Annotated in this window: 8 protein-coding genes; 6 read left to right on the top strand and 2 right to left on the bottom strand. The window is 41.3% G+C overall.

Features of this window, described 5'->3' with window-relative positions; all coding sequences use genetic code 11:
• Positions 1-97 precede the first annotated feature (97 nt).
• Positions 98-1,636 carry a carotenoid oxygenase family protein gene (locus N475_RS07210; protein ID WP_063357287.1) on the bottom strand — a complete coding sequence of 513 codons (1,539 nt, stop codon included), beginning with the start codon at positions 1,634-1,636 and terminating at the stop codon, positions 98-100.
• Positions 1,637-1,648: 12 nt separating this feature from the next.
• Positions 1,649-2,059: a DUF2141 domain-containing protein gene (locus tag N475_RS07205; RefSeq protein WP_063364957.1), complete on the bottom strand. Its 411-nt coding sequence runs from the start codon at positions 2,057-2,059 to the stop codon at positions 1,649-1,651.
• 185 nt (positions 2,060-2,244) lie between these two features.
• Between N475_RS07205 and N475_RS07200 the strand changes: the two genes are divergently transcribed.
• The 6 genes from N475_RS07200 to N475_RS07175 all read left to right on the top strand — a co-directional run bounded on the left by N475_RS07200 (position 2,245) and on the right by N475_RS07175 (position 6,196).
• Entirely contained in the window at positions 2,245-3,051 is an 807-nt protein-coding gene (locus tag N475_RS07200) for a LytTR family DNA-binding domain-containing protein (RefSeq protein ID WP_081232389.1), read from the top strand.
• An 80-nt stretch (positions 3,052-3,131) separates the two neighbouring features.
• Positions 3,132-3,506: a BlaI/MecI/CopY family transcriptional regulator gene (locus N475_RS07195; RefSeq protein WP_063364955.1), complete on the top strand. Its 375-nt coding sequence runs from the start codon at positions 3,132-3,134 to the stop codon at positions 3,504-3,506.
• An 11-nt stretch (positions 3,507-3,517) separates the two neighbouring features.
• Positions 3,518-3,847, top strand: a complete 330-nt coding sequence (locus tag N475_RS25730) for a hypothetical protein (protein WP_063357291.1) — start codon at positions 3,518-3,520, stop codon at positions 3,845-3,847.
• Between the two features lie 8 nt (positions 3,848-3,855).
• Positions 3,856-4,251 carry a M56 family metallopeptidase gene (locus N475_RS07185; RefSeq protein ID WP_063357292.1) on the top strand — a complete coding sequence of 132 codons (396 nt, stop codon included), beginning with the start codon at positions 3,856-3,858 and terminating at the stop codon, positions 4,249-4,251.
• Entirely contained in the window at positions 4,248-4,853 is a 606-nt protein-coding gene (locus N475_RS07180) for a M23 family metallopeptidase (protein ID WP_063357293.1), read from the top strand. The genes N475_RS07185 and N475_RS07180 overlap by 4 nt, the downstream gene beginning before the upstream one ends.
• Positions 4,854-4,855: 2 nt before the next feature.
• Positions 4,856-6,196 carry a M23 family metallopeptidase gene (locus N475_RS07175; RefSeq protein WP_063357294.1) on the top strand — a complete coding sequence of 447 codons (1,341 nt, stop codon included), beginning with the start codon at positions 4,856-4,858 and terminating at the stop codon, positions 6,194-6,196.
• The last annotated feature ends 380 nt before the right edge of the window (positions 6,197-6,576 follow it).

Genomic DNA, 6,576 nt, shown 5'->3' with positions numbered 1-6,576 from the left:
CATCGCGCATCCATGCGCTCACTTCCTCATACTGCGAAACTTTGTTTCGGTCATTCGTCACCCTTGTGCAAAAGAACTGTAATCACTTCGTTCACAGTCAGTAGCCTTTTGCCTGAACAGTAGGCATAAAATTTCCATGAAAGCCCAAAGGGATAACATGTGGAAGCCAAGCGCGACAAATAGGCCCGGCTGAGACGTCATCAGCACGAAGTATGTTTAAACAAGTTCGCTTGCTCGGTATATGTAGAGCTGTTCCAATAAGGTAGCCACCGGACTCTTTATTATTTTGATTAACTAATACATGTTCTTCAACTAAGAAATCTTTTCCGTAGGTATAGGTGTCTTGTTTCTCCGAGTTGAGATCGATACGCCTGACACTGTCACTCCAAACGTCACTTTGCACTGAGGAAAGTGTAAATAACTTATTGTTCTGCTTTCCTGTTAAGTGGCTATAGATCCGAGGAAATTCACTAATACCATCAACGATACGTTTTCTAACTTTGCCATTTTTGTACAGTGTAAATAGCACAGTATTTGCAGGAGAAAGGGGAACGTTATCAGATCCCTGCATTATCTTTGTCATATGCTGCAGTACTTCACCATTGGGGTAAAGACTGGCATCAAAATGAATATTACCCTGCTTATCTTCCCATGCATTACCAAAGTGAAAAACAAACCCTGGTTCTAATTCGTATCGTTTCACTGTGTTGAAGCTTTGCTTATCAATGATAAACACTTCCATCGCTTGCTGAGCATTAAACTGAATTGATGAGAAGTGACCTTCAATTGTTCTATTACGTTTCAAAGATGGCATAAGCAGTATGAGATGACGTTCTGTGATTAAAAAATCATGCAACATGCCACCTTTGAATCCGGTGTTTATCATGCCAACGTTTAGCAATTTACCAAATCGACTTATCTGATATAACACTACATGGCCTGATTGTGCGTAACCAAAATTCCATATAGTTCCGTCAGCTTCTATCTTTGGGTGTGCGGAGAAGGGGAGGCCTTTTAAACTCTGCTCATTTGGAGTGTCTTCACCAATATTAACTAGCCCTTTGGTATTTAGAGTATTACTATCAATGGCCGTTGCAGAGCCTGCTTCCCATAGCGCCCAGAGTTCACCATTAACAGGCAATACATTGGTGTTTGCAGTATTGATTGAATCGGGTGAAGGTATAGGCAGGCTATTCGCTAGTTTACTATCTGGGCCTGAGTATAGGTACTTTCCCGCTTGTTCTTCTTGTTTGAACTTATCGGTTCGTACAAATTTGGCCTGATGGCGAACCTTATGATTGCCAATACTGAACCGATGTACCATGCCGTCTCCCTCAAATAAATGAAGATAGCGCTCTTTTTGTCTGTGGTGACGACCTGGACCGTTGCGATAAAACTGACCGGTTAAATCCGTCGGCAACTTCCCCTCAATTGTTAATTCTTGAGGAGACAGGTTAGTTTCAGTACCTTTAAAGCCAATCAGTTCTGGGTGTTGTTCCAATGCGGCGTTAAAGCGTTTTAGATTAAGTATTAACGACTCATTGGTCTTGCTATTGGCTGCTAGGACTACATTAGGCGAAACTGCATGTACAACTGGCGCTGCCACCATACCTTTGATGAATTGTCGACGTTCCATAATTTGTGCTCCTTAATAACTTATGGCCATTGACTCGGCATTGGCGCCCTGCGAAATCGTAATTGTCATCTCTTCATAGGAAGGAGGGCCAAATTGCATAGTGGCATTGTTGGAGAAGCTAACGCCTTCTGTGGGTATACCAAACAAATTGGTATCTAGTTGTGCATTGTTATTTTCATCATGAAATAAACGAATGGCGTAATTTCCTGGCTCTAAATTATTAAATTGCGTGGAGACCGTACCATTTTTCGCTCTAACTATGGTTGCTGTATATGAGTCCCCTGCCAGATAAGGTTGCTTTCCTTTAAACATTTCAATGTATATTTTTCCTGGTTTTGCATTTACATCGTTAATAGTAAGCTTAAGTTCTGCTGCGAATAATGGGGCGCTCATACATGCTAGTGTAGCTATTAGTGTTTTCATTTTTTACTCCAAGTAGGTTATGTTGAGTCAGCGTTTAATTGCGCTCTGTGGTAAAAAAGATAAAATGCGAAGGGCGGTAGGACAATCAACCTTTCGCGAAGGGGGTAAATACTTCGTGAAATGCGTTAGGCTGTTTGGCGATTCGTGAAAATGAAAAAAATAAATAATAAATTCAAAGGTTAATTATGATATTGCCAATAAGGAAAATAGTCTCAGATTGCATTGTGGTATTCGCCTTCGCTGGCTTTTTAGCCTTTTTAAAACCATTTGGTATGCATAATGTGGGCTACTTGTATGCTCTCAGCTTCTGGTTAGTCATGTGCTTTAGCGGTTATGCATTGTATGCTCCAGCCATCAGAGTGGGTGATAAAGTTTTGGCTCTGGTAATAAGTGAAATACGCTGGCAAAAATGGATATCATTGGGGGTATCGACTTCAGTTGCGAGTGTGTTGCTGGGACTAATCGCCCCTTTTATCATCGATTTGTTTTTTTCGTTACAACAGAGTTATTGGTCCTCAGTGATCTCCTCTATTATTGCGAGCCTCTTCATTGGTGGTTTTATCACGCTCATTAGTATCATTAAGGATTATGTTAAAGCACAGCATCAGCTAATAGGCGAGCAGCAACAGCAAATAGAAGATGGTGAATCACATGTTGCATCGATTCAAGATCGGCGCTTAATGGAGTTTTTGAGTAAGCTGCCCTTGGAAAAACGCGGAACATTACTGTGTTTGCAAATGGATGATCACTATCTAAGGGTTACCACAGATAAAGGAGAGCACCTTCTACTAATGCGTTTTAAAGATGCGCTCCAACACCTTGAAACATTCCCAGGCTTTCAAACTCATCGCTCGTGGTGGGTAGCAAAAGAAGCTGTCAGCTCAACTAAAAAAACAGGTAGAAAGCTGCTTCTTATATTAAAAAATGGTGATGAAGTCCCCGTTTCTCAAACTTATCTTGCGCAAACGAAACAAGCATTAAATTTAAACTAACCCTTTTCAGCTATTTGTATTTATTAAGCATTATTGAGTTTTGCTTTTAAGTGCGACATATGTCACACATGGAGATTGATATGAAACCGAATAGCACTGAGTTAGAGATATTAAAACTGTTATGGAAAAAAGAACCAAGGGCAGCCCGAGAAATCCATGATGCGATTGAGGCCGAGTTTGCATGGAGTTATTCTTCAACACGTAAGACCTTGGAGCGCATGAGTGAAAAAGGCCTCTTAAAGACTGGCGAGTTGGGTAACAAAAAGACATTTACAGCAGAAGTGAAAAAGGTACCAACGCTGGCTGCCTATGCGCAAGACTTTGCTAAGTCTGTGCTAGAGCTTGATGGACCATTGCCAGTGGCTATGTTTGCAGACAGTCGATTAATTGAAGCCGAGGAACTGGATGAGCTGGAAACGTTGCTCGACGAATTAAGTAACAAGGAACAGGAGTAGTCGGCAATGGTATGGTCCGCACTAATCGGCCCTATTTCTATGGTGCTACTTTGGTTGGTAGTGAGCTGTGTTTTATTTTATTTTGCCAAACATGTGTCCATCAAGCACCCTACATCAACCCGTTTGTGGTGGTGTTATTTTTAACCTTACTGCCAATCATACCATTGGACATTGATAACACTGCAGGCAACGTGCCCAAAGTGCTGCTAGATGTGAGTAGCTACGTAGAACAAAAGCAAATAAAGCTCAGTGACACCTACACCAACTCATGGATAATTGAACCCGAGTGTTGTTGCAATTTATGCTCGCAATTATTTTGGGTGTTAGTATTTACAGACTAGCGCGGTTGATGATTAATTGGTTCAAACTTGCAAAACGCGTATCTGTATTTGAGCTCACTCAACTACCTTGGACAGATACACCTTGTGTTGAATTACCCACTAGCGCGTCACCTTTTGTGTTTGGACTAGTCAAGCCCAAAGTAATCATTCCAAGTTATTTTAAGCACTTAGATTTAGCTCAACAACAAACCTTGGTTTACCATGAATTGGTGCATATACGTAATAACGATCATATTGCCATTGTTATATGGCGTGTTCTAAGTTGCCTATTTTGGTTTAATCCGTTCATTCGAAAAATGGAGATGGCATTTATAAGCGCAATGGAGTGTCGTTGTGATCAAATAACAGTGACAACTTACAAACTGAAAAAAGTGGGTATGCTGCCACTTTACTGGCTGTCTTGAAGCGTTCTGTAGAGTCAAAAAATGTAACAGGTGTTGTCTATTTTTCATCTGAGGCACTTACACTTGATGACTATAAATCAAGACTCAAAAATATTGTTAAACCAGAGCCCACACAACCATTTTTATTGCTTTTAGGATTACTCTTTACCAGCATGATTCTTGCTGCTCTCAATATAAAGGCTGCGCCATTTTTACATACCATGGACGCTGGTTGGCACAACCCCATGCGCGATTTTAAAATCAGTTCTTACTATGGGCACATTTCACAGTTTAGAAACATGAAGCCTCACGGAGGTATGGATCTGGTGGCGCCAATTGGCAGCCCCATAGTTGCGATTGCAAAAGGCCATGTGTTGGTGGCAGATGATACCACTTTACCTGAACGATATGGCAAAGTGGTATTACTGCAGCATAGTAATGGTTACCAGAGTTTATATGCGCACTTGGATAGTATTGATGTGGAAAAAGGTCAAGCAGTGAAAGGGAGGCAGCACATTGGTACGCTAGGAGAAACCGGTAGGGTGACAGGTCCGCATCTTCACTTAGAACTGATTCACAAAGAGCAAAGGCTTAACCCTCTGGCTGTTTTAGACCTCAAATAACTATGAAACGATATCTTACTTTTTATGCCGCAGTGGTGCTGGTAGGGGCGAGTTGTGTCTTAAAACAAGAAGCGCTGCCCTGTGTAACCATTGCAAAATCATCACAAGATGAGCTTGCAGTTGTCCAACCTGAGATCTCACAGGCGAATGTTAAATTACCGGTAGGACCAAAAAAAGCAGTCATATCGACGGAGCTAATAACTATCGAAGCTGGGCAATCACTGATTGAGGCCTTACGGCCCTTCAATGTCAGGTCTCATCAAGTAATTTCATTGGCTTCGGCTGTAAGAGGTTGGCTTGACCTAAATAAAATTGCTGTAGGCACAAAACTAATACTCACTCTAGACACTAACCATCAAGTTACTGATGTAACTTTCGGTTTAGGCTTTGCCAAAACCCTGAATGTGCGGCTTTTAGAGGGGAAGTGGCATGCGAGTGAGTCGAGTATGACGACACATCAAATTAATCAGCATGCCAAACTAAAAATCGGTGATAGTTTGTTTGGTAGCGCGTTAGCAGCAGACATACCTGTGAGTATCATTAATAAACTAATCTTGGTTTTGTCATATCGCGTCGACTTTCAACGGGCCCTACATGCAAGTGATGAATTAGAGATACTCTATAACGCCGATATACTGAGTTTAGATAGCCCCCTTAGTGCGCGATTGAAACCTAAAGAGTTATTGTATATAAGCCTTTCTGTAGCGGGAAAGGCAAACACCCTTTATCTTCACGAAGATGAACATGGAGATCAGGCATACTACTTTTCAGATGGTAGAACAGCACATAGCTTCCTATTGAAAACCCCTTTAAATGGCGCGCGATTGTCATCGACATATGGAAAAAGAAAGCATCCAGTATTAGGGTTTACGCGCATACACAAAGGGCTCGACTTTGGTGCGCCACTGGGCACTCCTATTTTTGCAACTGGGGATGGTAAAGTCCTAAAAGCGAGTTGGGGAGGGAGTTTTGGTAATAGAGTTATACTGCAACATCAAAATAACTATCGTACCTTATATGCTCATTTACAAGGTTTTGCGCAAGGCATCAAATCGGGGAGCTCAGTAAAACAAGGTCAAGTGATAGGGTTCCTTGGCAATACTGGGTTGACGCAAGCTCGTCACTTACATTACGAAGTTCACAAAGACGGTCGCCCAATCAATCCTTTAAGTCTAGAATTCAGCACCGTTGCTAATAGCGAGTTAACCAAACAACAGTTTACTCAATTATCAAGGTCAATCGAGAAAATAGATGCTCAAGTACTGAAAGCACGTCAAAAGCATTTAGAGCAACACCAAATAACGGCTTCAATAAATCTGCAAAAGGAGTCTTTATCGCAATGAGACTGTTGATGAATACTCTACTACTGATCTATATGTGCGAGTGCCCAAAGGCTATCAGATAAACAACAAAGCTACCCGCTGCTCTGAACAATGACACAAGTTACGCAATGGCAGCTTGTTGGGTACCTATATTTTGCTAACAACACCGACGTTATTTGAGTTTTATATATTGGGGGTTCATCATATTGGTATGATAGTAAAGTCATTTTTGATCTTGAAGCGATGCACTCTAACAAGAGTCAGTTACTACCAGCAGAAGTCCATTTATATGCAGGTGGTAATGAGAAGGGATTCAAAAAGATTTGCACCAGTTTGTTAAAGTACTTGAAAATCGGCAAGACAAGAAATAGAAACTGTCGAGCAAAATAATTCCGAATTCA

The organism is Pseudoalteromonas luteoviolacea DSM 6061, from assembly GCF_001625655.1.
Taxonomy (GTDB): domain Bacteria; phylum Pseudomonadota; class Gammaproteobacteria; order Enterobacterales; family Alteromonadaceae; genus Pseudoalteromonas; species Pseudoalteromonas luteoviolacea.
Note: the sequence above shows the minus strand (reverse complement) of the source record. Positions and strands in the feature narration are given on the sequence as shown.

What these genes read in the sequence shown, in the direction of transcription:
- N475_RS07200 (WP_081232389.1), top strand. Translation starts at nt 2,245, where the DNA reads ATGATATTGCCAATAAGGAAAATAGTCTCAGATTGCATTGTGGTATTC.
- N475_RS07205 (WP_063364957.1), bottom strand. Translation starts at nt 2,059, where the DNA reads ATGAAAACACTAATAGCTACACTAGCATGTATGAGCGCCCCATTATTC.
- N475_RS25730 (WP_063357291.1), top strand. Translation starts at nt 3,518, where the DNA reads ATGGTCCGCACTAATCGGCCCTATTTCTATGGTGCTACTTTGGTTGGT.
- N475_RS07195 (WP_063364955.1), top strand. Translation starts at nt 3,132, where the DNA reads ATGAAACCGAATAGCACTGAGTTAGAGATATTAAAACTGTTATGGAAA.
- N475_RS07185 (WP_063357292.1), top strand. Translation starts at nt 3,856, where the DNA reads ATGATTAATTGGTTCAAACTTGCAAAACGCGTATCTGTATTTGAGCTC.
- N475_RS07210 (WP_063357287.1), bottom strand. Translation starts at nt 1,636, where the DNA reads ATGGAACGTCGACAATTCATCAAAGGTATGGTGGCAGCGCCAGTTGTA.
- N475_RS07175 (WP_063357294.1), top strand. Translation starts at nt 4,856, where the DNA reads ATGAAACGATATCTTACTTTTTATGCCGCAGTGGTGCTGGTAGGGGCG.